The sequence below is a fragment of the Pseudomonas sp. PDM13 genome, assembly GCF_025685765.1.
Taxonomy (GTDB): Bacteria; Pseudomonadota; Gammaproteobacteria; order Pseudomonadales; family Pseudomonadaceae; genus Metapseudomonas; species Metapseudomonas solani.
In genome coordinates this window covers 88,556-113,452 of the sequence record NZ_JAOTQU010000006.1, presented here as the reverse complement: position 1 = coordinate 113,452, position 24,897 = coordinate 88,556, and the positions used below count along the sequence as shown (strand labels likewise).

The window sequence follows — 24,897 nt, the reverse complement described above, 5'->3', positions numbered from 1 at the left end:
AATGACCATCAAAGCGATTCCGGCAGCGCCGGCGGATCGGCCGCGCGCGGCCGCTTCGTTCGATGTCCTGCCGCAAGCCCTCGAGCGCTGGAACCCTGCGATTCGCGCCGCCGCTGAGGACGAACCGAACACCATCTCGATCCTCGACCCGATCGGCTACGACCCCTGGACCGGGGAGGGTGTCACCGCCAAGCGCATCAGCGGAATCCTCCGTGGCATGGGCGGCGCCGACGTCACGGTGAACGTGAACTCGCCAGGCGGCGACATGTTCGAGGGCCTGGCCATCTACAACCTGCTCCGCGAATACAAGGGCAGCGTGACCATCAAGGTCCTGGGCATCGCCGCCTCGGCCGCCAGCGTGATCGCAATGGCGGGCGACCAGGTGCAGGTTGCCCGCTCGGGCTTCCTGATGATCCACAACTGCTGGTCCTGGGCGGTGGGAAACCGCCATGCGTTCCGCGAATTCGCGGACACCCTAGAGCCCTTCGACCAGGCCATGGCCGACATCTACGCGGCCCGCACCGGTGACCCCATCGAGAAGATGGCGGAGCTGATGGACGCCGAGAGTTGGATCGGTGGCAGCGCTGCGGTTGAGCAGGGCTTCGCCGACTCGCTGCTGCCCTCCGACTCCGTGAAGGAATCCGCCAAGGCCGGCACCGCCGCCCAGATCGCCGCCCACCGGCTCGACGTGATTCTCGCCAAGCAGGGCATGCCCCGTAGCGAGCGTCGCTCCCTCATCCAAGACATCAAGTCCGGCACGCCCAGCGCTGCCGGCGGGGACAAGCCTGGCGCTGTCCCGCCCGATACGCCCAGCGCTATCGCCCCTGACCTCACTGCCTCGCTGAACGGGGCTCAAGAAATTCTCAACTCCCTGAAAGGAGCATAGCGATGGACTTCGAAAAACAAGTCATCGAGCTGAACGCCAGCCTCAAGCAGATTGGCGATCAGATCAAATCCTCGGCCGAAAACACCGAGAAGGAAATCAAGCGCACCGGCGAAATGCAGGCCGAGACCCGTGCCAAGGTCGACGAGTTGCTGAACAAGCAGGGCGAGCTGCAAGCTCGTCTGCAGGAGGCCGAGCAGAAGCTGGTCGCCAGCATCGAGAAGGGCGACCCCGCTGGCGTGAAGACCGCCGGTCAACTCGTGGTCGAGAGCGAGCAGTTCGAAGGCATGAACTCTTCGTTCCGCGGCGCCCGGCGCTTCGAAGTCCCGCGCGCCGCCATCATGTCGGTACCGGGCTCCGGTGGTGACCTGGTGGCGCCTGACCGCCGCCCTGGCGTTATTGCCCTGCCGGACAAGCGACTGACCATCCGTGACCTCGTCGCCCCGGGTCGCACCAACAGCAACTCCATCGAGTACGTGCGCGAGACCGGCTTCGTGAACAACGCGAAGATCGTTTCGGAAGGCGGTCAGAAGCCGTACTCCGACATCACCTTCGAGCTGGACAACGCAGCGGTGCGGACCATTGCGCACCTGTTCAAAGGCAGCCGTCAGATGCTGGACGATGCTCCGGCGCTGCAGAGCTTCATCGACGCCCGTGCACGCTACGGCCTGATGATGGCTGAAGAAGTCGAGATGCTTTACGGCAACGGCACCGGCATTCATCTGCACGGCATCATCCCGCAGGCGCAGGTCTACTCGGCACCCTCGGGCGTCGTTGTCACCGGTGAGCAGCGCATCGACCGTATGCGCCTGGCGCTGCTGCAGGCGGAACTGGCTGAGTTCCCGGCCACCGGCATCGTGCTCAACCCCATCGACTGGGCGGCGATCGAGCTGACCAAGGATGGCGAGGGCCGCTACATCATCGGCGCTCCGCAAGACGGTACCGATGCGCGTCTGTGGAATCGTCCGGTGGTCTCCACCCAGGCCATCACCCAGGACGAGTTCCTGACCGGTGCCTTCAGCCTCGGCGCCCAGATCTTCGATCGCATGCTGATCGAGGTTCTGATCTCCACCGAGAACGACAAGGACTTCGAGAAGAACATGGTGAGCATCCGCGCTGAAGAGCGCCTGGCCTTCACCGTGACTCGTCCGGAAGCCTTCGTGACCGGTTCGCTGACCCAGAGCTGATGAGCTCGGGGGCTGGGCAACCAGCCCCCTCCATCCGGAGATAGCCATGACCCATGTACTGGTGCAGGCCCTGCGCTCCTTCGAGTACGGCGGCGTGATCAAGTCCAGAAAGTCGGAGCCGTTCCCCATCCGGGAGTCCGAGTTCGAACAGTTGAAGGCTCGGAAGCTGGTGCAACTGGCGGCGGACGAACCCCCAAAGCCGCCGGCTGGGACACCGTCGTCTGCATCGCCAGCGGCCCCAGTCTCACCGCCGCCGACTGTGACACCGCCCGCCGCTGGCGTGCCGAAGAAGGGCCGCAAGCCAAAGGGGTCGTCTGCGTAAACACCAGCTTCCGCATCGCGCCCTGGGCTGACGTCCTGTACGCGATGGATGGGGTCTGGTGGGACGTATACGCCGCCGAGGTACGGCGTGTGTTCCGAGGCGAGTTGCTGGCTGTCACGCTCAATGGTCACGGAGCCCGCCCTGCGCGAGTTCATCACTACAGGAACTCCGGTGGCGGTGCCGTAGCACTGGCGATCGCGCGCGGCGCGAAGCGCGTGGTCCTGCTCGGCTACGACATGCAATACACCGGCGGCCGCGCCCATTGGCACGGCGACCACCCAGACCGGCTCGGCAATGCCGGGAAGGTCGGCGAATGGCCAGCAGAGTTCGAGGCTTTGGCCCGGGACCATCCTGGCGTCGAGATCATCAACTGCAGCCGCGAGACCGCTCTGCGCTGTTTCCCCCGAATGACCCTCAAGGAGGCCTTGTGCTGATTCGCGGCATGAACGGCCTAGGCGACTGCATCTACCAGCGAGCCTTCATCAGGAAGTACTCGGGCCGGGTGTTCCTCGAAACGCCCTGGCCCGAGCTTTACCAGGACATGCGGCACGTGCAGGTGGTACGCCCTGCGACGCAACTGCGAACCCAGGCGAAGAACATCGAGCGCTGCACCCGATGGCGCCGGCCGCCGCCGGCTCAGGATCAGGTGGTGGTGCGCTACGGCGGCGCCGGCATCTTCAACGGCATGCGCAGTTGCTTCGGCTTCCAGCCCGGGCAGATGGATCTGCCCGACTTCGGCCCCTCGCCGGTATCAGGCCACTACGTTGTGGTGCGCCCGGTGACGGTGCGTTCTGAGTGGGTGGCCGAGTCGCGCAACCCTGATCCTCTGTACGTCGCTCAAGCGGCGGCAGAGATGCGGAGGCGTGGGTACCAGGTGGTCTCGGTTGCTGACCTTGAGCCGGGCCGGGAGTGGGCGGTCGAGCCGCTGCCGCCGGCCGACATCAGCTTCCACCGGGGCGAGCTGCCCGTGGAGCAGCTGCTCGCGCTGCTGCCGCACGCCGCCGCCGTGATCGGCGGTATCGGCTGGATCCTGCCGGCGGCGATCGCGGCTCGCGTTCCGGCCTGGATCGTCTGCGGAGGGCAGGGCGGCTTCAACCACCCGCGGCTGCTGACCGACCGCACCACCGATCTGTCGCTCATCGAATTCGCGGTACCGGACGAGTTCTGTCTCTGCACGGAACGCGATCACCCATGCAACAAGAGAATTTCGAATCATGACCAACGCTTTGCCGCTTGGGCTGACCGACTGCCTGCTCTGGTCTGATGAGCTTGGCATGGGCTTTCACCCCCGCTCGCCGATCGCTTATGCCGGTCACTACTTCCGCAAGTACCAGGCCCTGGACGCTACCGAGATGGGCGCGGAGCTGACGGCTGCTCGCGTGTCCTTCGTGAAGCGACACTTCGCCGGCAGCCCGGTCGACATCGGCATTGGCGGCGGGCGCTTCGTTCTTGAGGCGGACACCTGGGGTTTCGACATCAACCCCGAAGCGGTCAAGTGGCTGAACTCCCAGCAGCGTTTCCAGGATGTGTACGCTGGCCAGGTGGAGGCGATCACCTGCTGGGACAGCCTCGAGCACATCCCCGATCCTGCCGCCCTGGTAGCACAGGCTACCGAGTGGGTCTTCGTCTCGATGCCGGTGTACCTGAGTCAGTGGGACTGCCTGCGCAGCAAGCACTTCAAGCCGGGCGAGCACCTCTACTACTGGACGCAGCCGGGCCTCATCCGCTGGTTCGCTGAGCAGGGCTTTGGCTGCGTCGAGGTCAACGAGATCGAATCCGATATCGGCCGCGAAGGCATCACGTCCTTCGCGTTCCGCCGGTTCAAGTGAGGCCGCCATGTCACTTCCAACGCTGGATGACCTGAAGCGGCACATGAAGATCCGGCACGACCAGGAGAATGCTGACCTGCAGGAGAAGCTGGACGCGGCCATCGAGTATGCCAGCCAGTTCCTGGGCCGCGACCTGCCCTGGAAGGACGACGCCGGCGACGAGGTTGCGGTACCGGCGAGCGTGCGCGCCGCCATCCTGCTCTTGGCCGCCGAGTTCTACGCGAACCGCGAGCAGGGGCTGGTGGGCGTTTCCTACGTGCAGATGCCCACCGTGGAGAACCTGCTGCACTTCCATCGCAAGGGGTTGGGTGTATGAGAACCGGGCGCCTGAATACTCCGGCGACCCTCCTGCACCTGGGCCCGGATCTGCAGCCGTGCGAGATCGACTGGCTGTGGTGCGGCATCCAGACCAAGGAGAACGCCGAGCCGCCGCCGGCAACCGGTCTGCGCGCCCCGGCCAAGATCACCATCCGCGCTTGGTGGGACGAGCGCCTGGTAAAGGGTCGCTACCTGCGCACCGAGGACCGACTCTTCCTGCTGGACGACGTGCGCGATTTCACCGGCAAGCGCCAGGAGCTCGCCATCACGGCGAGCGAGTTGGTTGGCTTCCCCGGGCGAGTGATCCGCCAGCGGCAAGTGCCTCGCTGCTGTCGCGTCTTCCTGGCATTCGACATGCCCTACGTGAACATCGAGAACGACCAGGGGCCGTCGCTGCGCACATACGCTGAGGTCGCGCTGATCGAGGCCGGCGCTGTTGAGGCCGACGACCTGATCGAGGTCGACGGCCAGGCCTACAACGTCCTGTGGCTGGCAGCCAACACCGATGACGGCGTAGTGCGAGGCCTTTGGCTGGAGCGACGGGAATGAGAATGTCCGTCTCGCTGGTCGGCGAAGAGATGGCCCGGGCCAGGCTGGCGGCGATCGGCAAGGCCGTCGAGCCAGTGATCCGTGGCGCCTTGAACACAACCGCCACCAGGACCCGCCGCGACAGGTACCTCAAGCCGATCGCCGCGATTATTGAAGACGCTGAGGTCCGCCAGCGGCTGGCCATCAAGCGAGCCAACAGTCGTCGGCTGAATGCCAGGATCATCCCTTCCAGTTCCGGCGTGGAAGTTATCCGCTACAAGTCCTGGGGCTTCGACGTCATCGACGAAACCCGGGCGCGTGTATGGGTTGCTGGGCTGAACGGCAAGAAAATCGCCGCTGGCTTTGTCAACCCGTCGAGCAGCAGCAAGCAGCCGCTGTCCACGCGCAGCAGCAAGGCCCGGAAAATCGGGCCGAAGACCAGAAATCCACAGATCACCTCCTACGAATACGCGCGAGCCCTGGCCAATGCCCAGGCGGTGAGCGTCGCCTACTGGTTCAAGCAACTCACCTATGACGGGACCATCCGTTGGGTGAACGCATTCCTGCAGCAGGAGGTGGAGCGCCGCATCCGGCGCGAAATCGAGCGCGCAGCCCGGGGGGCGAAATGAGCAAAGCCAGCGAGTTGGACCAGAAGCTGAGGGACTGCCTTGAGCGGATCACGCCCTCAAACGGCTTTGTAACCGAGTTCCGCAAGGTTTTCGAAGAAGACGATCCCATCCCTGACAAGCAGGCCTTGCCCTATCTGGTGGCGCGAGTCGACACCGACCGACGTACCAGCAACGCCATCACCCAGGCAACCCGGGTACGGACCTATCAGATCGAGGCGGTCTTCTCGCACCGCACCCCGCGCGCCGAGTTGAACGCTGCCGGCGTCGACGTGCTGCGCGCCATGGGCATCGGCCGGCTCGACGCCGAACACAGGGTGCCGGGCCTCATCGAGGACGAGGACCAGATGGTCTTCATGAACCCCGCAGGAAAAGGCATCACCACCCGCTCCCTGTTTATCACCGTCGGCGTTACCTACGTCGAAGACTACAACTAGGCCGCTGGCCAGGAGACCCACATGCAACTCAACACCCAGCTGTTCCGCGGCTCGTTCTTCATCGCGCCGTATCCCTCTTGGGAATTCGAGGAGGTCTTCATCCTCCAGAACGTGAACGGTGAACCGACCACCACCGAGATCACCATTCCCGACCCGCGAAAGCTGGGCCTGCCCGATCTCGATGGGGTGACCGCCACCAGTCGCATCGTCATCAACGGCGAGGCCGTGGCCTTCAGCCCGCGAGCCGCTGCGATCGCCATGTACGGCAGCATGGAGCGCGTGCCCAGCGGAACCGCGACTGATGAGGAGCATGACGCCCGTATCGACCGCGTCATCATGCTGCAGCACCTCACCCTGGACGTGACTGAGGTCACCAGCGAGGATGGCTCCACGACCTACACCCGGAACATCGACTATTCGGTGCTGCCGGGCGGCATCCGCATCCTGCCGGGTGGCCCGCTGGCCACGGCCATTGCCGCAGTTTCTGGCCCCGACAAGAAGCTGCCGGTGCTGGTCACCTACAGCTACCCGACGGTGGATGTGATCAAGCCGTTCACCCAGAGCCAGAAGTTCTACCGCTGCATGACTGGTCAGCGCAACGAAGGCTCGAGCGGCGAGCTTCGCCGCATCCAGTGCTTCTACGTGAAGATCGCCCTGGGCGGCGCCATTGCACTCAACCAGGGCGCAGAGTTCGGCACCATCCCGGTGACCATCACGCTTCTGTCCGACCCGGCGATCTTCGACGCTGACGAGGCTTCTATGTGGCAGTGGGAGGTCGAGAACAAGGACGTCGCCTAAGGTGGTCGGTGGCGGGAGTGTGTCCAAGGGGATACATTCCCAGCCATCTACAACCCAAGGAGGGAGCCACCGTGCGTCTCTGGATCATCGCTGCAGCCCTGGTATGCAGCACCGCGGCCCAGGCCGCCACCGTCGTGAAGTGCACCGATGCCGCTGGCAAGGTGACCTTTGCGCAGAACGCGTGCCCCGGCGACACCAAGGGTGCCGAGGTCGATGTGAAAGCGGCAGCCCGCCCGAGCGGCGAGGGGCCTGCAGTGCAACTGGCCGACCCGAGCAAGACCTACGTGGCGCCCAAGCCGAAACCTGAGCGCCGGCAGAAGGTTGCCCCCGAGGTGATCGTCAAGGAGGTGCCTGTTGCAGTTCCGACGCCTGTTTACATCAAGCCCTGCGTGAAAACCGTCGATGTTCCATACAGCTATTCCCAGGTTGGAAAGGATGGAAAGCGCAGAGGCGTCGCGGGTACACGTAAGGTCCAGGTTCCCTGTAGTTCGAGTTAGCGCATCAGAATTCATCAAGACCCGCTTCGGCGGGTTTTTTTATGGGAGATCGCATGAGCGACATCCAGATTCTTTTCCCGGAGCCGGTGCCGGTGACGGTCGGGCGCAAGAAGGTTCGCATCCTGCCGGTGCGCATGCGCCACTTCGAGGCGTTTGGCCAGGCAGCCTCCGACCTGTTCGTGATGCTGGGCAAGTTCACCAATGAGGAAATCTACAGCTACGCCAAGAAGACCGGTGGGCTGAAGGTCATCCTGCTGCACTGCACCACCCTCAGCCGGTGGCGTCTGTCGCGCCTACCTGCTGCTGTGGCCGTCGAGTTGATGATCCACGTCGTCATGGCGAACTCCAGTTTTTTCGGACGGGCCCTGGTGAAGGCACAGCAGTTCGTGGTTGGGCAGACGTCGCCCAGCAGCTGATCGGTGCCGGCCACCCCTGGGCCAGCATCCAGGACTACACCCTCCCGCAAATCGAAGCCTTCTGCACGGCCATCGCCACCGATGACCGCCAGGCCGCGCACCTGAATCTGATAGTCGCCCGGGTCGCCCAGGCCGACCGCAAGGGCTTCGAGGCGGTACTCAAGGAACTCAAGTCATGACCGGCAAGATCACCACCCAGCTTGTCATCGACGGCAAGAACAACTCGAAGAAGGCATTCGACGAGGCTGAGGGCCAAGTCAAGAGCCTGACCAAGGCCGCGAAAGCTGCAGGCGCTGCACTGGCCGGCGCCATCGCGAGTGCTGCGATTGTCGACTACGTGCGTAGCAGCATCGACGCCGTGGACATCACCGGTGAACTGGCCGAGCGCGCCAACATGGCGGCCGGCGAGTTCGCGGGCCTGCAGTACGCCGCGAAGTTTGCCTCGATCGAGGGCGAGGCACTGTCGGCCACGCTGTCGAAGTTCAACGCCAACATAGTGGCCGCCGCCAATGGCTCCAAGAAGCAGGCGGCCGCCTTCGACCAACTGGGCGTCGGCCTGCGCAACCAGGACGGCAGCCTGAAGGGCACAAGTCAGCTGCTGCTCGAGGTCGCCGACAAACTGGCACAGCTGCCCAACGGCGCCCAGAAGTCTGCCCTGGCCATGGACGTGTTCGGAAAGTCCGGTGCCAAGCTGCTGCCACTGCTCAACCGCGGTGCCTCCGGTATCCAGGCTCTGGTCGACGAGGCCAAGGAGTTGGGCCTGGTGCTGGACGACCAAGCCTACGCCGACGCCGGCCAGTTCAACGACACGCTCGACGTGCTGGGCGCTTCATCCGAGGCCGCCGGCCAGCAGGTGGCGGTCAACTTGCTGCCTGCTCTGAACGACGTTGCCGGCTATCTGCTCACCTTCTCCAAGGACAGCCAAAAAGCCGCTGAGTCCGCTGGTGTGCTGGGGGCAGGCCTGAAGCTGCTGACCAGCGCGGCCATCGTCATCGGCAGCACCTTCAAGCAGGCCGGTGGAGTAATAGGGGCGGTGTTCGCCGCCGCCGTCCAGGCCTTGCAAGGCAATTTCGAAGGCGCCGCCAACATCATCAAGGATGGCGTCGCCGACATCGGCGACAACCTTGGCGAGACCAAGGAGGACCTGACCAAGCTGTGGAACGGTGAGTATGGCGAGCAGGCTATGGCTGACCGTGCCAAGACCGCAGCCGATCAGTTCGACGCTGCTGTGTCCGGCATGGGTGAGTCCGCTGGCGAGGCGCAGCAGCATGCTGACGACCTGACCGCCATCCAGAAGCAACTGCTCAACGACTCCAAGGCGTATCTGGCCGAGCAGGTGAAGCTAGAGAGCAAGGCCACCGGTGATCTGGAGAAGGCGAAGAAAGCCCAGCTCGATACTGCCAAGCGCTACAAGGACGCTCTGGCCAAGGTCAACGCCGGGCCTGCCGGCGAGGCCAGCTTCAGCCAGGCTAACGCGCTGAAGGTCGCGGCGCGCGATGCGCTGTCATCCAACGATTTGGAAGGTGCGAAGACCAAGGCGCAGGCCGCGCTCGACGTGCTGGAGAAGATCCAGGAGGAGGGCGGTAACACCTATGGCTTCGCCGGGATCATCAAGGAGCTCCAGGCGATCGAGGAGTCGGCGGACAAGATCAAGCTGGACAAGGCCCAGAAGTCCGTCGACGAGGCTAAGGCATCGGTCAAGGAGCTGAAGGCCGAGATCGCCGATGTCACCAACGTGAAGGTGACCATCAACCTCCCTGACGAGGAGGTGAACGCGATCATGGAGAAGTTCAAGAAGCTGGGCGAGAGCATCGGCCAGAGCCTGACCGTTACCCCGACGATCAATGCCCCGACCACAGCCGGCGGCACATCGGTTCCCATCCAGGCGAACGCCAGGGGTGGCCCTATCCGTGGCGCTGGTACCGGAACAAGCGACAGCATCCTGTCGTGGCTCTCTAACGGCGAGTTTGTTGTCAAGGCAGCGGCGGTGCAGAAGTACGGCGTCGGGATGCTGTCCGCGCTGAACGGAATGCAGCTGCCGCGTTTTGCCACGGGCGGCCTGGTCGGCACTGCTGCGGCTGTGAGCGGTGGAGCGGGAGGGATTGGAAGCCTGGGAACCGTGATCATCCAGTTCCCAGACGGTACCCGTCACACCCTGTACGGCGATCAACCAACCATCGAAGGGCTCGGTGCCCGCAACGAAGCACGCAAATTCGGGGATAGAGGGGTGGTCAGCTGATGGAAGTCAAACTCGGCGGCCTGGCCGTCACTCCGCTCGCCAGCGGCGGCTTCCCGGAGCAGAGCTACCAGTCGGCCGGCGACGGCGTCACGGAGGACCGCCGCACCGGTGGCACCCTGGTGAAGATGGTGCACTTCCGCAAGACCATCATCACCATCAGCGGTACCGGCCTGATGGGCCTCGGCTTCGACGGCCTCGACTTCGATCAGCCGCTGGAGCTGCTCTGCACGAAACCGCGCTACCTGATCCCGCTGACGCTGGAGGGGGTCATCCCGGGGCAGATCCGGCCTGACGTGGGGCCTTGGGCGCTGGCTCGTGTTGGTAACCGTGAACTGCCTACCCCAATCACGATGACCGGCAACAACTTCGAGATCACGCCCAAGGCTGGCGCCACCAGCTACAAGGTCGGCTGGTTGCCTCGATTCATGGTCAGCTGCGAGCCGCCCGAGGAGGCGCTGCGCGCTGGCCAATTCCCCTATTCCTGGTCGTTCGACGCCAGGGAGGTCTGATGCAACTCAACGCAACTACGCTGAACGGGGCAATCCTGAACGGCGGGGCCACCCTCGTCCCGGGAATTGTCACCCGTGAGGTGACCCCGGACTTCTCCATTCTCTGGAGCGTGCAACTGCTGCTCAATGGGGTGGATACCACCCAGTATCTGACCGGGACCATCCGCATCGAGCGCGAGGAGTTCGCCCGCTGCATCGCGGACTTCAACCTGTTGCTCGACGCTGGCTCGGTGAACCCCGACAGTTACATCGGTCAGGATGTGGAGATTCACTTCGTCCACCATAGGGCTGATGCCGATGTGCAGGCTCTGCGCTTTCGCGGAAAGCTGGAGCGCCCACGCTTCAACCTGCAGACCCGCGTCTTGTCCTGCGAGTGCAGCGACCAGCTCAATGAGGTGGTGGAGCCTCTGACGATCGAGCAGGTGGATGCCCTGGCTGGCGGCCTGTGGTCTCCCGATGTCTTCGAGCCTACCGAGGGTCGCTCTCGTTGGACGTATGCCAAGGAGCGGCTCAGCACCCGGCCTGTGAGCATCCAGCGTTCGGTTGAGGGGCAGCTGCAGGTCACCGAATGGGCAGCGACTACGGTTCCCCACTGGCTGATTCAGCCCGACACGGCCATCTTCCAGAGCATCGACTACCTGCCGGTAGAGCTCAGCGAGCGCATCAACGTCGTCGAGGTGGAGGCCGACTTCCGCTTCATCAGGCTTCGGGAGCGGCACCAAAAATTTGACTGGAAGCACCCCGATATTGAGGGCGACTCCCTCGACACAGGCTTCTGTGTTTGGCGGCGGGATGACACTGAACTGCCCACCGTAGGGATGGTGCAGCAAGCGAGTGAAGGTGCTGGATTTGATTCAATTCTTGAAGGCGCTTTCTGGCTACGAGTTCCAGAAACAGGAGCCTGGTGTACGCCCCCGGTTCCTTGGATCAACAGCTATCCCGACCTGATTCTGCGTGCAAGCTGGTCCAGTAGTCTGCGGTGGGCTCAGCGAGTCACCGAACAGTACAAATTGCGCCTAGAAGCTCCTGCCAGCGTCGCTCAAGCCGGCGAAGTTATCAGCCGGGACCGAATGGCCATGGACACGGAAAGCGACCAGGAGCAGACCTTCCTTAATGCCACGTACTCCGCGCCCGCACCCGGCGCTGTTCAGGATGACCTTGGCGACTTCGTCATCGACATCCGCAATGAGGATCGGCGGCAACTCGGCCTAAGCACCATCATGGCTATGGCAAGGGTTTCGATTCTCGGCGCTCACCGTGGCAATCGGTTTGCCTTCACCCTGCCGACGGCTGAAGCGTTGGACATCCGCCTGGAGCACACCGTGCGCATCGAGGACCAGGTGCTCGGTCATCCGATCAGTTGCCAGGCCAAGGTGGTGAACATCATCGACGAGTGGGACCTGCGGAGCGGCCGCTGCTACACCAATTTCCAGTTGGCGGTAAGCCAGGGCGGGAGCAGTGAAACAGACCCCCTAAATCCGCCGGCAACGCCATACAGCACACCACCTGGCGTGGGCTGGCCCGATTTGGTGTTACAGACTCAACTCGGTGGTCGTGAGGAAAGTCCCGATTATGACGAAGAGCTTGATGGTTTCAGCGGCAACTACACGAACAGCCTTCCTTCGCAACCCGTCTTCCCTCGGGACTTCAAGATCCATGTCCAAGATATTCCCGCCGACCACATGGACGAGTACCCGGTTGAGGACAGAAGCACCTTTCGCGTGAGTGTCCCCACCGATCACCTGGAGCTTTAACTCATGACCCTTGCGGATGATCGTCGAGCGATTGCAGACGAAATGGCGGCTGCGCGTGCATCAACGTCGGAAGCCTCCCGGGCAGCAACCTCGGAGGCCTCCAGGAACTCCTCACGACAGGCCATAGCGGCGGGGAGGGCTCAGACTTCCGAAGCTGCGCGGCGGGCTGTTGGTCGGAACCTCGAGGAGCAGCGCCGCGGTAAGACCCTGCAGACCGACCTCAACTCGCTGACGCCTGATGCACGAAAGCCTTCAACGCTATCCGCGCGAGAGGCAACGGGTGGCAGGGCGTCAACGCGCGGCGTTGGCACGTGGCAGCCATCAACCCCAGCAGCAGCTGCAGGAGGCATCGCCAGCCCGGTGACCGAGCCGTTGTTCTCGGCGCGAGAATTCTGGGCGGATGGCTTCACCACCAGCGACGGCCTGTTCGTGCTGCCTGCGCCGAAGCGGGTCGTCATGAAGGACGCCAACGACGCCGAGGTGATCTTCGAGTACGCCAACCCCTCGCCGTAGGAACCCCGATGAACCCACCGAACCTGCCGCCCTGGGGGTGGCCATGGCATGGGCGCGCCACGCGGGCGACGCCGTTCAGCCCGTTGGTTCTCACGCTGAACAACGGCACGACCAGGGTGCACCCTGGGCCGGTCGAGAACGGAAACTACACCTACCGACTGAAGGTGCCCGGGGTGCCTGCGGTGGTGCGAACCCCTGACGAACTGGCCGCCGACTACGCGCTGGGTCGCGAGTGGCGCAACGAGGGGATCATGCTCGGGCGCCCGTTCCAGCTGCATGGCCGCGAGCTTGGCGGCTGGATCTACTGCGCCCCGGACGGTACGCGCTGGATCATCGACCTGGACAACGCCCAGGCGAAACGCTTCGGTGTGCTGGGCGGCGCACCGTATGTTCAGGCCCTGTCGGTGACCTGGCCGTCCGACCTCGGCCAGTCCAGCCCGCACCTGGATGGTTTCGTGCGCCGCTGGAACAGCGCCATCGACGTATCGCCGGCCGGCCACCGGGCCATCTTCATGCTCTACGTGAGCGACGAGCGCTGGGCGGTGGACGTCCGCCCGGTACCGACAGGGTTTTTGCTGGTGACCGTATCCGGCAACGCCGGCGCCATCAGCATCAGCACCGAGGTGCTGCGCACGCGGGAGCAGACGCTGGGCACTCCGGTGCACGATTTCGCGATCACACAGGCGCAGCACTTCCTGCCGACCTCGCCGCCGACCGAGTACTGGACCAGCAGTGGCTATGCCGAGGCCGGGGTAACCGGACGCATCCTGGCCATGTGGTTCTCGCCCGATGACGGCGAGCCGGTGGAGTGCACGGTGGACTACCTGCACCGCTATGACACCAGCGTGCCGGAGGCGGTACCGGATGAGGGCAGCTGGCTGATCAGCTCCTACACGGTGGTATCCGAGCACTGTGAGCTGAACCTGCCCGGGGAGCTTCCCATCGTCTACGACCTGGTGGACACCAACGACCAGGTCGACCGGCTGCGCACGCCGATCACTGCCAACCGCACCATCACCTACACCGGCGGTGGGGAGATCTCGTCGACGGTGGAGGAGAGCGGCGGCCAGGGAATTGCCTTCGAACTGGTCGATGGCGTGGCGCCGTGCCCGGCGGCCCTGGATGGCTACGGCCGCGCCATGGCTGGCGGTCGCTGGCGGTTGTTCAGCAACAACATGGTGATGTTCGTGGCCGACGAGGCGCGCAGCCTCGCTCCGCTGGGGAATTTCTGGCTGCACTACCTGGGTGCCATGACCCCGGCGGGGCCAGTGGCTGCCGCCACCTACGCCGAGGGCAACACCAACGCTCACCCCAACGGCCCGCTGCTGTGGGGCGCATTCAACCCGTACACCGGTGAGGTGGCGGGGCCGCAAGCCACCTTCGTCACCTTCATTTGAGGTCCACATGGCCCGACGATTCATCAACAACTGGAGCGCCGCCCTGACGGCGGAACTGGCACCTGCTGGCCTGAGCATGAGCATTGATGCCGGCGCGGCCGAGCGCCTGGGCACCATCGGGACCGACTACTACCTGCTGACGCTCGTGGCGCGCGACCCCGCAGGAGTGGAAACCGCCTGGGAGATCGTGAAGGTCACCGGGCGCTCCGCTGGCGTGCTGACTATTGTGCGCGGACAGGAGGGCACCGTGGCCAACACCTGGCCGGTGGGTTCGGTCGTGGAGGCTCGCATCACTGCAGGCGACATGGCGGAGCTGTGGACGGCTGCACATGACGGAGGCGGCGGTGGGGACGGCGGAATCCCTGAGCCCACCGGAACCGCCCTCAACCTCCGCGCCGCCGGCGCCTGGCGCCCGCTCGACAGCATGCTGGCCAGGCTGACGCCGCTGCCGCAGGTGGGCAACTACCTCGACAACGGCTTCCTCTGGAGTTCGCCCACCAACAACGCGTTCATCCCTGACCAGGTGAAGGCCGCGCCGTGGTCGCCGCTGCGCGACGTCGTGATCGATGAGCTGCGCATCCGCGTACAGACGGGCTCCTCCGGCGGCTACATCCGGGTGGGCCTGTACTCGGCTGATGAGATGGGCTGGCCCAATGAGCTGCTGGTGACGTTTGGCCAGATCCTGGTCAGCACCTCCGGGGACAAATGGATCTCCATCACCCCGTACACCCTGCGCGCGGACCGTGTGTACTGGATCGCGTTCCACAGCAGCGTCGGTGCCACCGTCGAGGCGCTGCGAGAAGGCATGCCATCTCTGGGCCAGGGCAGTGCCGCCCTGACGCGCTACAACATGCTGCAGCAGAGCCAGCCGTTCTCCGGCGGCCTGCCCGCCACCTGGACCTACAGCGACAGCGACCTGGTTTCCGGGGCTGTCCCGGTCCTGCGGATGCGCCGCGCCGAGGTTTAACCCCTACACCTGACACAAGGAGCAGCCAGCCATGCAGCCGGGCCGCCTAGTCCTGGACATCATTCCGGGCGCAACGCTTCAGCAGCCGCTCCTGCTGATGCAGAAGACCTACACCTACAAGCCGATCACGGCCATCCAGCAAACCGCCCCCCTGCTGATGACGGTTCCTGACCACGGGCTGCCGGGCGAGTGGATGACCTGGGCCGAGGGCATCCAGGGCGGCAACCTCAACTTGGACAAGCTCACCTCTGTGGGCCGCATGACCCTGGTGATCGACGCCGACACCGTCGAGTTCAACGACATCAATGGGCGCTCGTTGCGCGCTACCGGCGGCGACCTCGTCTACCAACTCCCGGTCGACCTGACGGGCATGGGCATTCGCGCCGTGATCCGTGGCGAGGGTGCTGACCCGATCGTGCTGACGCTGGGCGCGGGGCTGACCGTGGTCGGCCTCGGCCAGCTGCTGCTGGAACTGACCCCCGAGCAGACCGCCGCCATCGGCTGGACACGCGGCGAGTGGGAACTGGAGCTCACCTACACCGATGGCCGCGTGGAGCGCTGGTTGCACGGCGAGGTCGTCGTCACCGAAGGGGGAGGGTGCTGCCATGGCTGACGAAGTGGCCACCGTAGTCGTGGCGACGCCGGTGGTGATCGTCACCCAGCCCCGGCGAGCGCCGGCGGTTGTCGTTGCCACCGGCCCGCAAGGCCCCAGTGGCCGAGACGGCGCGCCAGGCGGCGAGACCTTCCAGTGGGAGCAGTCCATAGCCCTGGCGGTGTGGACTGTCCCGCACAACCTGGAACGCTACCCCAGCGTCACCGTCGTCGATGCCGGCGGCCGCCGAGTAGAGCCAGACGTCGAGTACATCGACCAGAACATCGTCCAGATCACCCACGGGCGGCCGGAGACCGGCAGGGCCTACTTCAACTAGGAGAAATCCATGAAATTGACCAACACGCTCGACGCGGGCGGATTCCGACTCACCGCGCTGGCTGACGGCACCGCCCCCCAGGACGCTGTCACCAAGGCTCAGCTTGACGCTGCGGTCCAGGGCTACTCCTGGAAGAGCCCCGTGCGCGCCGCCACCACGGCGAACATCACGCTGTCCGGCGCCCAGACGATCGATGGTGTCAGCATCATCGCTGGCGACCGGGTGCTGGTGAAAAACCAGACCGCTGGCTCGGGCAACGGCATCTACGTCGCCGCTGCTGGCTCCTGGACCCGCTCCACCGACATGGACACCGCCGCCGAGGCGCTGGGCGCCGCCGTGTTCGTGAGCGAGGGCACCGCCCAGGGCAACCAGGTCTGGCTGATGACCACCGATGCGCCCATTACCATCGGTACTACCGCATTGGTCTGGACCCAGACTGGAGCAGGCACCAGTTACACAGCGGGCAACGGCATCACCATCGTTGGCAACGCAATCGCCGTCGACACTGGTGTTGTCGCGCGCAAGGCCAGCGCTACCATCGGCGACGGCACCGCGACCACTATCACTGTGACCCACAACCTGAATACCCAGGATGTGGCCGTCAGCGTGCGTGAGGCGAGTTCTAACGCTGGAGTTATCGTGGACTGGGTGGCCAACGGCTTGAACACCGTGCAGCTGACCTTCGGCATCGCGCCTACCAGTGGTCAGTACCGGGCAACGGTGATCGGCTGATGAAGTACCTCGGACGAATCACCGATCCCAAGGACTTCGTCAGGCAGGAACAGCTCGGGTCTGCCGCCGGCGCTTCATTCTCGGCGATGCCGTTCATCAGCCTCATGCCTGATTCTGGCCGGTTCGCTGGCCGGATCAACCCGCTCAACCCCAGCGTCACCTCGTTTGTCAGCTCGCCATTCCTGGCGGCCTACAACGGCGGCAGCCACGCGAACGGTGGGAAGTTCATCCATGATAACAACGATTTCGGCGGCTCCGCCGGTGCGCTGACCGAGCCGGTCAAATCACTGATTGGGGCCATGGGGCGCAGTGGCTCGGCCGCTCGGTACGGCATCGAGTTTTTCGTGGCTACCTACAGTTTTGGCAGCGGCACCGCGAATCCATCAGTGGGGACGGACTCGGTCACGCGCTACCTGGCCACCACCAACGGCACCCGGGCGCTGTTCCAGGCAAACTCCTGGGCGACGCTGGTTGGGTGGTTTCGTGCTCGGACGGCGCCATTCCATTTCCAGTTTGATTGCATCAAGAACGGCGTCGCGCTGCCTGCGAACACGCCCATTACGCCCGCTGACGGCTGGGTGCACATACGCATGTCCGCGCAGACCAGCGTGGGCTATGCCAACGCCTGGCCAAACATCTGCGGCGTGTCGGGTGGCCTAATCGATATCGGGTGCATGGGCGTGTTTGGCGGCGTCGTCGACGTGGGTATGCACACCGCGCCCCTGGCCACTATCAACGAGCTGAGTGCCTGACATGAGAGTTCTATGTGATGGCGAGTGGTTTGCCGAGTGGTCGCAGTCGCTCGCGGAGCTGGCAGAGTTCAGCGGTCGCGACCTGGCGAGGTTGTCGTGGGAGGTTGATCCAGCCCAGGAGCGTCTCACTGCAGCGGTTCATGCGTATATGGATAGCGTCGCCCGGCAGCGTGGCTACGACCACGTCCTCAGTCTGTGCACCTACGCCACCAGTACGAACGACCAGTTCCGCGCGGAGGGCCAGGCCGGCGTCGAGTGGAGGGATGCCTGCTGGGCGCTTTGCTATCAGTTGGTAGCCGAAGTGAAGGCCGGTAGGGCCGTCCCTACCGAGGCTGAACTGCTCGCTATGCTCCCGCCGATGAACTGGCCGCCAAGGGCCGAACCTACCTGAGAGCCCCGCCCAGTGCGGGGCTTTTCGTTTCTGGAGACCTCAATGCAGATCACGGAGCAGCAACTGCTGCAGATCCTCCCGAACGCCCGCCGCCGCGCGGGCGTTTTCGTTTCTGCCATCAACCGCGCCGCCGCTCGGTTCAACATCACATCGCGGGTGCGCCTGGCGGCCTTCCTGGCCCAAGTCGGGCACGAGAGCGGGGAGCTGACGCGCCTGGTGGAGAACCTGAATTACAGGGACGCCACGCGCATCGCCCAGATATTTCGGTGGGGCTTCGACGCCAACCGTAATGCCCGGGTGGACCCTGAGGAGGTGCGAGACGCCCAGCGCTACGTCGGCAGGCCGGAGGCGCTGGCGAATCGCGCCTATGCGAACCGCATGGGTAATGGCCCCGAAGCCTCCGGAGACGGCTGGCGCTACCGAGGGCGGGGCCTGATCCAGTTGACCGGAAAGGCCAACCACGCAGCGGCTAGCGTGGATCTCGGCGTCGACCTGGTGGCGCACCCGGAACTGCTCGAACAGCCGGAGCATGCCGCCATGGCCGCAGCCAGGTTCTGGGCCTCGCGTGGGCTCAATGAGCTGGCCGACCAGGGCGACTTCGAGGGCATCACCCGCAGAATCAATGGTGGCCTCACCGGCCTGGCCGAGCGCCGCGTGCTCTGGGAGCGGGCGAAGGCGGTGCTGTCGTGAGTGGCTTCGTCAGGCTGTCACCGGTACTGGAGAGGGCCGGTGACAAGGTCTTCTTCGAATGCCCAGGGTGCCGAATGCTGCACGGCCTCAACGTCGAAAGCGATGGCTGCCCGCGCTGGACCTGGAACGGCGATGTGGACCGGCCGACCTTTCAGCCGTCGATTCTGGTCCGCTATGAGTGGGGCCAGCAGCGAACCGAAATGACCTGCCACTCTTTCGTCACCGATGGCCGTATCCAGTTCCTGGATGACTGCACGCACGCGCTTGCGGGGCAGACCGTCGACCTGCCGGAGCTCGAGTCATGATGTCGTCCATTCCGATTCGCGTTGTGCTGGCCGGGCTGGCGCTGCTGGCCGCCGGCGCCCTCGGTGCCTGGCTGGCGGCTGGGCACTACCGCCCCCAACTGGACGAGGCCCAGGACCTGGCCGCCAAGTGCCGTCTCGCCCGGGGCGCACTGGAGAGTGCCGTCGGCGAGCAGAACGCGCGCGTGGCCCAGCTGCGCGCCGAGGCTGAGCAACGACAGCAGGTCGCCGCCCAGGCCCAGCAGGAGGCGCGGAAGGCCGCCGCCGGCGACTACGCGGCCGCCCAACGCCTGCAGCAGGAGCGGATCGGCGGCGACCAGTGCGCCGCGGCCGCGACAGTGATCGACCAGGAGCTGGGGCTATGAGGCTGGGAATCGTGGTGGTGGGAGTGATTGCGCTGGCGGGGTGCGCCGGCCGGCAGGAGGCCGAGCCGCGCCTGGTGCGCGTGGAGGTGCCGGTGGCGGTGCCTTGCCGGGTGCCGGAGGTGGCTGTGCCGCCCTGGGCAGCATCGACGCTGCGCGCGGGCGACTCGCTGGAGATGAAGGTGCGTGCGCTGCTCGCCGAGCGCCGGCAGCGGATCGGCTACGAGCGGGAGCTGCTGGCGGCCGTTACAGCCTGCCAGTCGCTACATCCTTAGTCTGAATAAACTAATCGCTAATTTACATATTCTTCAAAGACTATTTCGTAATTCCATCTGCTGATTTTGGCTACCTTAAATTTTGTATTAGATCCGTGCGCCCTCAGAAGCTTGTACGCGATTCTCTTCTGTCGATCTGGCATTTTTTCGCCAAAAACCACCTCCTTTATTGCGTCTGGCGAATAGCGCGCCATCCCGGCCTGATGGCTGATAATTCGATACTCTTGTTCATACTCCCAGGCTGTATTCTTAAATGCTACTCGATTAAATACTATCTCCGCACAATCTTTAAAGCTGATTTTGTCTGACAGCAATGAGAGGTAGTCCATTACTGAGACAGTTGGCGGTTCCGACACATATTTTACGGGATGCGCTATTACGGCCCCGCTTGGAACTTCAAGGGAGTCTAGGAGAGCACCAGTGTCGAACTCTAATCTCATACCCCTTAGGCCATCGCTATAATGACTCCACATGAGCAGCTTTTCGTGCGGCGAACGCTCTGGGTTCTCTCTGAATAAGCAGAAAAAACTTAGTTTTTCTATATCTGCTCTCGTCGCATTCGTTATGTCCTCCGCTATTTGCTGGTACTCTGCGGCCGCTTCTTCAGGTGCTCTTAATAGATGTTGAAGGAGTGCTTTCTCAGCTTCGATAGCCGGCATTTTATGCTTATACTTTAAGTATTTTTTCATCATTGGCAGGAGCATTTGTTCTCCTTTGATTTCAACTTCCCGGACAACGCCTTCAAATGGGTCATTGAAGCTATCTAGTTTGGAGAACCAGACATATGGCTCTGATAGAGCTTCCAAGTTTCTCGCGTTGAACGAGTAAAATTTGTACAGCGAAGCTGCTTCGGCTTGGACTTCAAACATCCCTATTTTCCTTCGGTGCAAGCGGTGGAGTTCTGTTTATTCTGCACGGGTCTCACTTCAAGCTCTAGATACATAATCACCAATCAGGGCCAGGAACTGGTGCAGACACCAGGCCCTGGCCACCGCAGGTCTCGCAGTCGTCCACCAGGGCGAACCGCTCCCGGCAGGTTGGGCACGGCATCCAGGCGGCCCAGTGCAGGCGGGCCTGCAGCAGATCCGCGCGGGGCTGGTCGCCGACGGCCAGCGCTTCGCGGGCCAGGTCCCGCACCAGGCGGTAGTGGTCCTGGTCGATGATCCGGGGCGTACGCTGGCCGTTCTGCAGGTGGCCAACCAAGTGGAAGCGGTACGCGACGCCGCTCTTGCTGTCGGTCCAGGTGAGGCCGTCAATCGCCCCGCGATCGAGGATTCGGTCCTCGATCATCCGTAGCTGCCCGTTCGCGTCATGCCCAGCCCGCACGCCGTCGACCTGCGGGTGCTGGCTCGCGGCGAGATGGCGCCGTTCCAGCACTCCTACCACTGCGCCATTCGCCTCATCGATGACGTGATAGACCCCAAGGGTATGCACCCGATCACCGGCAACGCGCTCCCGCGCATGCGTGGCCATGCTGATGACCAGGTCCCGCATCTCGAAAAATTCCATCTCATCAACCAGGCCGGCGGCGAGCGCCTCACCAGCCAGGCGGAACTGTTCCTTGGCCCACTGATCGGTCATCCCGTAGATGTGCTGGTGGTATTCCAGGGCGAACCTGAAGCGGTCGCGGTCGGTGGGGGCGCGGAACATAGTGGCTCACAAATACTGTTTATGCGTACAGTATTTATCGGCCAGCTCGCTCTGCCAACTCTGGCGGACGAAGTGCGCCCCCTGTTCGGTGCGAGGGCCCTACAATGGCCGCCCCTTCCCGCAGTAGGTGCCGCCATGATCCGCAACCTCACCGAGCTCCACCCTGACGAGCGCAACGCCATCGAGGAGGAGAAGGCCAGATCCTTCCAGTTCTGGCAGTCGAACCTGGACCGCGCAAAAGGCGAGGCTGCCCGCATCAAGGGCGAGAAGGAGCGCAGGAAAGGGAAGTGGTCGGCCTGGGCTCAGGAGGAGATTGCTGCCCTGCAGCCTGACCAGTACCGCACGATGGTTGAGCGCGAGGTCTATCGCTAGAGCAGGTCCTCTTGCAGCGGCTCCAATAGCTGCGCCCCCTCGTTTGCTGGCTTGTTCACCTCCTGGCTGACCCGGAACCACTCGAACACTTCCGGGGGCTCGCCCTCCAGCAGCATCTGCTCGGCGCGCTCCTTCGGTGTGGCCGGGTCCAGCCATTCCCGGGCGCGCTCGGGCGTGAGCGCGATCGGTCGGCGGTCGTGCACGTCGACCATGCCGCCCAGGCTGTCGGCGGTGATGAGGACCACGCCGTCGCCCTTCTGGAGCTCCGGCTGGTGGATCTGGCCGACGGCGGCGCAGAGGGTGGGGCGCCCATCTCGGCGCCGGATGTACCAGGGCAACCGTTCCTTGCCGCTCGGCGTCCACTCGAACCAGCCGTTGATAGGGATCAGGCGCCTGTGCGGCCAGATGGCGCGCCAGTAGTTGGAGTGGGCCACCTTCTCCGACCGGGCGTTGCTCGGCAACCGGCCATCGGTTGCCCAGTGTGGCCGCCAGCCCCAGGGCGCGGTACCGGCCACCAGGGTGTCGCCGGCAGACGAGAGGACGGCGATAGAGCCGTGTGGGTAGACGTTGTAGCGCGGCCACAGCTCGACAGGGCCCAGGTCGAGCTGTGGTTGTGACGGCGGGTACTGCAGCGTCTCGACGATTTCCTGCCAGGTCATGGCCTGGACGACACGGCCGCACATGGTCGGCGCCCTGCTGGTGATGGGTGTAGGTGGAAGGGTAGATCAGGGGGAAGAACGGGAGCCCAGAACGGGCAAGAATCGATTGGATTCCTGTACCACTTTTTGTACCAATCGAGGGGAAAGGAGGGGGATTTCTGGATATGTATACAGCGGTCCGAAACGAAGGAATGCGCCCTGCAAGCCCCTATACACCCCTCGGGGCTTCATAAGGAAATTACGCATTGGCGCAAATTGCCGCCCGGCGGCCCTCCCGGCGGTCGCTGCCGCTGCGCTCCAGGCCTCGTGATGGTTGCCCCGAAGCGCTGATGCGCCACCATGATGGCGGCCGATTCACGGGGCGAACGCTGCTGGCGAACTGGGCGGCTTGCTTCCATAGTTCTGCTCTTGCGACCCGACCGGTCGTCTCGAACAAGAACATGAGGCAAGGCCATGACCAAGTCCGTTCACCACCGTGCATGCCATCTCTGCGAAGCCATCTGCGGGCTGACCATCGAAACCGAGGACCGGGACGACGGCTCCCGTCACATCCTCTCCATCAAGGGCGATGCCCAGGACAGCTTCAGTCGTGGCCATATCTGCCCCAAGGCGGTGGCCCTGCAGGACATCCAGAACGACCCCGATCGCCTGCGCCAGCCCATGCGCCGCGCTGGCAGCGAATGGCAGCCCATCGGCTGGGATGAAGCCTTCGCCATGGTGGCCGAGCGCCTGGCCGAGATCCAGGCCCGCCACGGCAACAACGCGGTGGCGGTGTACCAGGGCAACCCCAGCGTGCACAACTACGGGCTGATGACCCACAGCAACTACTTCCTTGGCCTGCTGAAGACCCGCAGCCGCTTCTCCGCGACCTCGGTGGACCAGTTGCCCCATCACCTGGTGAGCCAGCAGATGTACGGCCATGGCCTGCTGATCCCCATCCCGGACATCGACCACACCGGCTTCATGCTGATCCTCGGCGGCAACCCGCTGGCGTCCAACGGCAGCATCATGACCGTGCCCGATGTGGAGAAGCGCCTGAAGGCCCTCAAGGCCCGGGGCGGCCGCCTGGTGGTGGTGGACCCGCGTCGCAGCGAGACGGCGGCCATCGCCGACCAGCATCTGTTCGTGCGCCCCGGCCAGGATGCCGCGTTACTGCTGGCACTGCTCAACACCCTGTTCGAGGAGAACCTGGGCCGCGGCACCCACCTGGCCGTCGACGGGCTGGATGACGTGCGCCGTGCCATCAGCGGCTTCACCGCCGAGAGCATGGGCCCCCGTTGCGGCATCGACGCCGCGGCCATCCGCCAGCTGGCGCGAGACTTCGCCGCCGCCGAGAGCGCCGTCTGCTACGGGCGCATGGGGGTTTCCACCCAGGCCTTCGGCAGCCTCTGCCAGTGGCTGATCCAGTTGATCAACCTGGTCACCGGCAACGTCGACAGCGTCGGCGGCGTGCTCTGCACCGAGCCGGCGGTGGACCTGGTGGCGACCACTGGCGGCGGGCATTTCAACCGCTGGCAGAGCCGCGTCTCCGGGTTGCCGGAATACGGTGGCGAGCTGCCCGTCTCGGCCCTGGCCGAAGAGATGCTGACCCCGGGCGATGGGCAGATCCGTGCGCTGGTGACGGTGGCCGGCAACCCGGTGCTGTCCACCCCCAACGGGCGGCGCCTGGAGCAGGCCCTGGACGGCCTGGACTTCATGCTCAGCATCGACCTCTACATCAACGAAACGACGCGCTACGCCGACCTGATCCTGCCGCCCACCGCGCCGCTGGAGCACGATCACTACGACACCACCTTCAACGTCTTCGCGGTGCGCAACGTCACCCGCTTCAACGAGCCGGTGCTGGCCAAGCCCCAGGGTGCCCTGCACGACTGGGAGATCTTCGTCGGCCTGGCCCAGGCCTTCGCCACGCGCACCGGCGTCGAGCTGAAGCCGACCCTGGAGCCGAAGCAGATGATCGACATGGGCCTGCGCTTCGGCCCTTATGGCGATCGTTCCGAGCACAAGCTCTCGGTGCAGCGCCTGGGCGATTTCCCCCATGGGCTGGACCTGGGGCCGCTCAAGCCCAACCTGGCGGGGCGCCTGAAAACGGCTGACAAGCGCGTGGTTGGCGCACCGTCGATCTTCCTCGACGACCTGGGCCGTTTCGCCGCCCAGCAACTGCCGGCGGAAGGCGAACTGGTGCTCATCGGCCGCCGCCACGTGCGTAGCAACAACTCCTGGATGCACAACTACCACCGCCTGGTGAAGGGCAAGCCGCGTCATCAGCTGCTGATGAACCCGGGCGACCTGGAGCGTCGCGGGCTGGTGGACGGGCAGCGGGTACGGGTGCGTTCGCGGGTGGGGATGATCGAGGTGGAGGTGGCGGCCAGCGAAGAGATGATGCCCGGCGTCGTCAGCCTGCCCCATGGCTGGGGCCATGCACGACCCGGGGTGATGATGGGAATCGCCAGCGAGCAACCCGGGGCCAGCGCCAACGACCTGACCGACGAGCGGCAGCTGGATGCGGTTTCCGGCAATGCCGCGCTGAACGGGGTTCCAGTGGAGGTGGTGGCGGCCTGAA

Annotated in this window: 32 protein-coding genes; 29 read left to right on the top strand and 3 right to left on the bottom strand. The window is 64.4% G+C overall.

From position 1 onward, the window contains the following. Position 1: 1 nt before the first annotated feature. The 27 genes from OEJ36_RS08740 (at position 2) to OEJ36_RS08610 (ending at position 19,653) form a co-directional block, all read left to right on the top strand. Positions 2-886: a head maturation protease, ClpP-related gene (locus OEJ36_RS08740; RefSeq protein ID WP_263401166.1), complete on the top strand. Its 885-nt coding sequence runs from the start codon at positions 2-4 to the stop codon at positions 884-886. Positions 887-888: 2 nt separating this feature from the next. Then, positions 889-2,070, top strand: coding sequence for a phage major capsid protein (locus OEJ36_RS08735; protein WP_263401165.1), 1,182 nt, complete (start codon positions 889-891; stop codon positions 2,068-2,070). A 46-nt stretch (positions 2,071-2,116) separates the two neighbouring features. Beyond that, positions 2,117-2,392, top strand: a complete 276-nt coding sequence (locus OEJ36_RS08730) for a hypothetical protein (RefSeq protein WP_263401164.1) — start codon at positions 2,117-2,119, stop codon at positions 2,390-2,392. Between the two features lie 89 nt (positions 2,393-2,481). Further along, positions 2,482-2,826, top strand: a complete 345-nt coding sequence (locus tag OEJ36_RS08725) for a hypothetical protein (protein ID WP_263401163.1) — start codon at positions 2,482-2,484, stop codon at positions 2,824-2,826. 8 nt (positions 2,827-2,834) lie between these two features. Further along, entirely contained in the window at positions 2,835-3,656 is an 822-nt protein-coding gene (locus tag OEJ36_RS08720; protein ID WP_411860984.1) for a hypothetical protein, read from the top strand. Then, a complete protein-coding gene (locus OEJ36_RS08715) occupies positions 3,607-4,221 on the top strand; it encodes a class I SAM-dependent methyltransferase (RefSeq protein ID WP_263401161.1) in 615 nt (204 codons plus the stop codon). Before OEJ36_RS08720 ends, OEJ36_RS08715 begins: the two co-directional genes overlap by 50 nt. Positions 4,222-4,228: 7 nt before the next feature. Next, positions 4,229-4,537 (top strand): head-tail connector protein, encoded by a 309-nt coding sequence (locus tag OEJ36_RS08710; RefSeq protein ID WP_263401159.1) that lies wholly within the window; start codon positions 4,229-4,231, stop codon positions 4,535-4,537. Continuing rightward, positions 4,534-5,088 carry a hypothetical protein gene (locus OEJ36_RS08705; RefSeq protein ID WP_263401158.1) on the top strand — a complete coding sequence of 185 codons (555 nt, stop codon included), beginning with the start codon at positions 4,534-4,536 and terminating at the stop codon, positions 5,086-5,088. Before OEJ36_RS08710 ends, OEJ36_RS08705 begins: the two co-directional genes overlap by 4 nt. 2 nt (positions 5,089-5,090) lie before the next feature. Next, positions 5,091-5,696 (top strand): hypothetical protein, encoded by a 606-nt coding sequence (locus OEJ36_RS08700; RefSeq protein ID WP_263401157.1) that lies wholly within the window; start codon positions 5,091-5,093, stop codon positions 5,694-5,696. Beyond that, positions 5,693-6,130 carry a hypothetical protein gene (locus OEJ36_RS08695; protein ID WP_263401156.1) on the top strand — a complete coding sequence of 146 codons (438 nt, stop codon included), beginning with the start codon at positions 5,693-5,695 and terminating at the stop codon, positions 6,128-6,130. Before OEJ36_RS08700 ends, OEJ36_RS08695 begins: the two co-directional genes overlap by 4 nt. Before the next feature lie 21 nt (positions 6,131-6,151). Continuing rightward, positions 6,152-6,928 carry a hypothetical protein gene (locus OEJ36_RS08690; RefSeq protein ID WP_263401155.1) on the top strand — a complete coding sequence of 259 codons (777 nt, stop codon included), beginning with the start codon at positions 6,152-6,154 and terminating at the stop codon, positions 6,926-6,928. A 71-nt stretch (positions 6,929-6,999) separates the two neighbouring features. Beyond that, entirely contained in the window at positions 7,000-7,425 is a 426-nt protein-coding gene (locus tag OEJ36_RS08685; RefSeq protein ID WP_263401154.1) for a DUF4124 domain-containing protein, read from the top strand. 53 nt (positions 7,426-7,478) lie between these two features. Continuing rightward, entirely contained in the window at positions 7,479-7,841 is a 363-nt protein-coding gene (locus tag OEJ36_RS08680; protein ID WP_263401153.1) for a hypothetical protein, read from the top strand. 175 nt (positions 7,842-8,016) lie between these two features. Next, positions 8,017-10,080 carry a hypothetical protein gene (locus tag OEJ36_RS08675; RefSeq protein WP_263401152.1) on the top strand — a complete coding sequence of 688 codons (2,064 nt, stop codon included), beginning with the start codon at positions 8,017-8,019 and terminating at the stop codon, positions 10,078-10,080. Then, positions 10,080-10,589, top strand: a complete 510-nt coding sequence (locus OEJ36_RS08670; protein WP_263401151.1) for a hypothetical protein — start codon at positions 10,080-10,082, stop codon at positions 10,587-10,589. The genes OEJ36_RS08675 and OEJ36_RS08670 overlap by 1 nt, the downstream gene beginning before the upstream one ends. Further along, entirely contained in the window at positions 10,589-12,343 is a 1,755-nt protein-coding gene (locus tag OEJ36_RS08665; protein ID WP_263401150.1) for a hypothetical protein, read from the top strand. Before OEJ36_RS08670 ends, OEJ36_RS08665 begins: the two co-directional genes overlap by 1 nt. Before the next feature lie 360 nt (positions 12,344-12,703). Then, entirely contained in the window at positions 12,704-12,856 is a 153-nt protein-coding gene (locus OEJ36_RS08660; protein ID WP_263401149.1) for a hypothetical protein, read from the top strand. A gap of 185 nt (positions 12,857-13,041) precedes the next feature. Continuing rightward, positions 13,042-14,253, top strand: coding sequence for a hypothetical protein (locus OEJ36_RS08655; protein ID WP_263401148.1), 1,212 nt, complete (start codon positions 13,042-13,044; stop codon positions 14,251-14,253). 7 nt (positions 14,254-14,260) lie between these two features. Then, positions 14,261-15,220, top strand: a complete 960-nt coding sequence (locus OEJ36_RS08650; protein WP_263401147.1) for a hypothetical protein — start codon at positions 14,261-14,263, stop codon at positions 15,218-15,220. 97 nt (positions 15,221-15,317) lie between these two features. Beyond that, entirely contained in the window at positions 15,318-15,833 is a 516-nt protein-coding gene (locus tag OEJ36_RS08645; RefSeq protein ID WP_263401146.1) for a hypothetical protein, read from the top strand. Further along, positions 15,826-16,149: a hypothetical protein gene (locus OEJ36_RS08640; protein ID WP_263401145.1), complete on the top strand. Its 324-nt coding sequence runs from the start codon at positions 15,826-15,828 to the stop codon at positions 16,147-16,149. Before OEJ36_RS08645 ends, OEJ36_RS08640 begins: the two co-directional genes overlap by 8 nt. Before the next feature lie 9 nt (positions 16,150-16,158). Further along, positions 16,159-16,881 (top strand): head decoration protein, encoded by a 723-nt coding sequence (locus tag OEJ36_RS08635; protein ID WP_263401144.1) that lies wholly within the window; start codon positions 16,159-16,161, stop codon positions 16,879-16,881. Beyond that, positions 16,881-17,633, top strand: coding sequence for a hypothetical protein (locus OEJ36_RS08630; protein WP_263401143.1), 753 nt, complete (start codon positions 16,881-16,883; stop codon positions 17,631-17,633). The genes OEJ36_RS08635 and OEJ36_RS08630 overlap by 1 nt, the downstream gene beginning before the upstream one ends. Positions 17,634-18,066: 433 nt before the next feature. Further along, complete coding sequence (locus OEJ36_RS08625) at positions 18,067-18,714, top strand: glycoside hydrolase family 19 protein (RefSeq protein ID WP_263401142.1); 648 nt, start codon at positions 18,067-18,069, stop codon at positions 18,712-18,714. After that, complete coding sequence (locus OEJ36_RS08620) at positions 18,711-19,019, top strand: DUF6527 family protein (protein WP_263401141.1); 309 nt, start codon at positions 18,711-18,713, stop codon at positions 19,017-19,019. The genes OEJ36_RS08625 and OEJ36_RS08620 overlap by 4 nt, the downstream gene beginning before the upstream one ends. Next, positions 19,016-19,381 carry a hypothetical protein gene (locus OEJ36_RS08615; RefSeq protein ID WP_263401140.1) on the top strand — a complete coding sequence of 122 codons (366 nt, stop codon included), beginning with the start codon at positions 19,016-19,018 and terminating at the stop codon, positions 19,379-19,381. Before OEJ36_RS08620 ends, OEJ36_RS08615 begins: the two co-directional genes overlap by 4 nt. Further along, positions 19,378-19,653 carry a hypothetical protein gene (locus OEJ36_RS08610; protein ID WP_263401139.1) on the top strand — a complete coding sequence of 92 codons (276 nt, stop codon included), beginning with the start codon at positions 19,378-19,380 and terminating at the stop codon, positions 19,651-19,653. Before OEJ36_RS08615 ends, OEJ36_RS08610 begins: the two co-directional genes overlap by 4 nt. A gap of 17 nt (positions 19,654-19,670) precedes the next feature. Here OEJ36_RS08610 and OEJ36_RS08605 read toward each other — a convergent pair whose 3' ends face one another. Together OEJ36_RS08605 and OEJ36_RS08600 are read right to left on the bottom strand one after the other, a co-directional pair. After that, positions 19,671-20,522: a DUF2971 domain-containing protein gene (locus OEJ36_RS08605; RefSeq protein ID WP_263401138.1), complete on the bottom strand. Its 852-nt coding sequence runs from the start codon at positions 20,520-20,522 to the stop codon at positions 19,671-19,673. Positions 20,523-20,598: 76 nt separating this feature from the next. Continuing rightward, positions 20,599-21,303, bottom strand: coding sequence for a hypothetical protein (locus tag OEJ36_RS08600; protein ID WP_263401137.1), 705 nt, complete (start codon positions 21,301-21,303; stop codon positions 20,599-20,601). 135 nt (positions 21,304-21,438) lie between these two features. Between OEJ36_RS08600 and OEJ36_RS08595 the strand changes: the two genes are divergently transcribed. Beyond that, entirely contained in the window at positions 21,439-21,675 is a 237-nt protein-coding gene (locus OEJ36_RS08595; protein ID WP_263401136.1) for a hypothetical protein, read from the top strand. Here OEJ36_RS08595 and OEJ36_RS08590 read toward each other — a convergent pair. Next, positions 21,672-22,358: an SOS response-associated peptidase gene (locus OEJ36_RS08590; protein ID WP_263401135.1), complete on the bottom strand. Its 687-nt coding sequence runs from the start codon at positions 22,356-22,358 to the stop codon at positions 21,672-21,674. The two genes, OEJ36_RS08595 and OEJ36_RS08590, sit on opposite strands and share 4 nt — an antisense overlap. 429 nt (positions 22,359-22,787) lie before the next feature. On the opposite strand from OEJ36_RS08590, the gene OEJ36_RS08585 reads away from it, so the two are divergent. Continuing rightward, a complete protein-coding gene (locus OEJ36_RS08585) occupies positions 22,788-24,896 on the top strand; it encodes a molybdopterin oxidoreductase family protein (RefSeq protein WP_263401134.1) in 2,109 nt (702 codons plus the stop codon). Position 24,897: the final 1 nt, after the last annotated feature.